The organism is methanotrophic endosymbiont of Bathymodiolus puteoserpentis (Logatchev), assembly GCF_900128525.1.
In the GTDB taxonomy this organism is placed as follows: domain Bacteria; phylum Pseudomonadota; class Gammaproteobacteria; order Methylococcales; family Methylomonadaceae; genus Methyloprofundus.
On record NZ_FQTQ01000014.1, the window covers coordinates 1 to 2,280 of the forward strand.

General features: G+C 40.9%; 1 pseudogene. It reads right to left on the reverse strand.

Going from position 1 to position 2,280, the window contains the following annotated elements:
• Nucleotides 1–2,280: pseudogene (locus tag BQ7314_RS00880) on the reverse strand (hypothetical protein); the annotation flags it as partial.

A 2,280-nucleotide genomic window follows, 5' to 3' on the forward strand; every position in this document is an offset into this window, starting at 1 on the left:
CTGAACAATTAGTTCTTCACTGACTAATGTACCTCGTTGATTATATTTGGGAAGATATACCGCAGGCTCTCGGTTTATTCGATGCCAGTTTTCCTGACGCGTCATTCTATTCAAGGCATCGTATTCAATATTTTGGGTGTAAGTTTCTTCCAGCATATTTTGTGGAGGATTTTCTGGCCAATGAATAACGGAGTCGGTAGAAAAAACCGCGAGTTGTTGCTCTACCTTTAACAGGTTCCCTTTAAAATCAAATTGCTGATTGCTGACTAACCCACTGGAGTCATACTGCTGAAAAAGCTGACCACGCAGGTTTTTATCATTGGCTTGTCCTTCGCCATAAACTAATCGTTCAATAACATGCAGATTATTATTTATTTGCAATTGCTGCTCTAAAGGACGGCGCAATTTATCGTAAAGCGTATGGTAGATTCTATTTTCTAAAACACCTGTTTCATTTTCATTCTTATCCCAGGCATAAAAAGGCTGTCCGGTGGCATCGTTAATCATCCAACGATCACCACCGTCCATACTGTGTTGAAACAGCAAATTCCCCGCTATGTCATAACAGGGTACGCTGCTCAAGGGAATACTATTATCAGCCGCATTATTCGCTTTAGGCGGTGCAATATATTGCATCACTAAATTGCCCCGAGCATCACGGATCCAAAGCGGTTTGCCTTCGGCATCCAGTTTGCTAAAGCTTAGATATTTTTCATCCTTTAAATTGCCATCAGTATCGGTAAATTTATTATGTTCAATACTAATAACATCACGACCTAAACTATCAAGAAAGACTTGAGTTGGGGTATTGGCATGTTGTTTAATCAGATTTGCTGCTCGGGTGTTTTCTTGTGAATTGAATTCTGCAAATCTTGGATGAGCGGGATTGGTTCTACGTTGATACCAATCACTTTGTTTACTCGGGTCATTGTCAAAAGCGGTATCGTTAGGGTCAAAACTACTGACATGCCAAGGTGAGTATTCAACTTTACTATAAGTTCCATCCGGCAGCTCTGTTCGGATCGCTTGCCCTGCTGCATCGTAATAAATAACGGAGGTTACACCATTGGCTTGCGGCATTTCACAGCCAAAACGGTCAGAAAATGCAGGTTCGTATTGTTTGACAGGATTGCCTTTATTATTGAGTACCGTCAGCCCATTGATAATCCACCGAGGATTGCCGTTTTCAGGATCTGGCTCAGCTTGTGCTTTTTGCATCAATACATTGCCACCGCCGTCTGAACATTCTAAGGATATCTGTAAGGGTGAATTTTGAACTTTATGCTGCTCGCGAGTAATTGAGCAAGCACCTGACATTCGAGTCCCCCAGATTTCTTTTCCTTGTGCATCCAGTGTTTCACCAAAATGGTAAATAAAACGGGTAGAGGCCTTACCTAGCCATTGCCTTGCTTTGACATCATCTTGGGTAATGCTGGTACAAAAATCGACGACATCACTTTGTAAGGGATTTAATATCAATTCATTATTAATAAAATCATTAAGATTATCCCCTTGCCATTCTCCAGCAACTTTCTTGCCTTTTACCGCCATTGCGGTGGGCAAGCCCAGTACATCAAATACCATTTCTGTTACATTGCCATTGATGTCTTTTAATTCCCGTGGCGCTAACACGCGGTAATCAAAATTTTCTACTGAACTGCTGTTTCCAATGGGATCGGTGCTGGACTCGATAAACAAATCAAGTGGATCAAAACTAAGCGTTGTGGTTTGATTAAAAGGATCGGTGTAACGTTCGGGTAAAAAGAAATGCTCGGCGGCATCCTCAGCAAAACCTGCAATACCTGAACGCATCCAATATTGATCTGCGCTTGCGCCTATTTCTGTGCCTTTTATGTAGCCACTTTTGGCAGCATCGCTTAACTCATTTTTTATTGTTGTGGTGAATTTTTCTGCCAACACGGCATCAAGTAAGTTTTCGGTTAATGCCAGGGTATAGGTTTCATAAACTAAACCTAAGTCACCCTGTTCGTTAAACGGTAGAGGAGAATTTAAAAATTCGGCTGAGTTGCTGGCTTTATCATTGAAATAAAGGATTTTACTGTGTTCAATTATTCGCTTTTGTGGATTATTATGGTCGGCTATTTGTTGATATTCAATTTCGCTAACAGTTTGCCCCGTTAGCTGATATTGAAGACTTAATCTAAAACTCTGTAATTCTTTTAATGTGAAATATTCATTGCTTGGCGTTATGCCTGTTAGCTCATAACTCAACGCCTCGCAGGGCACTCGTAGACGATAATTATCGGCTGTATTAATATC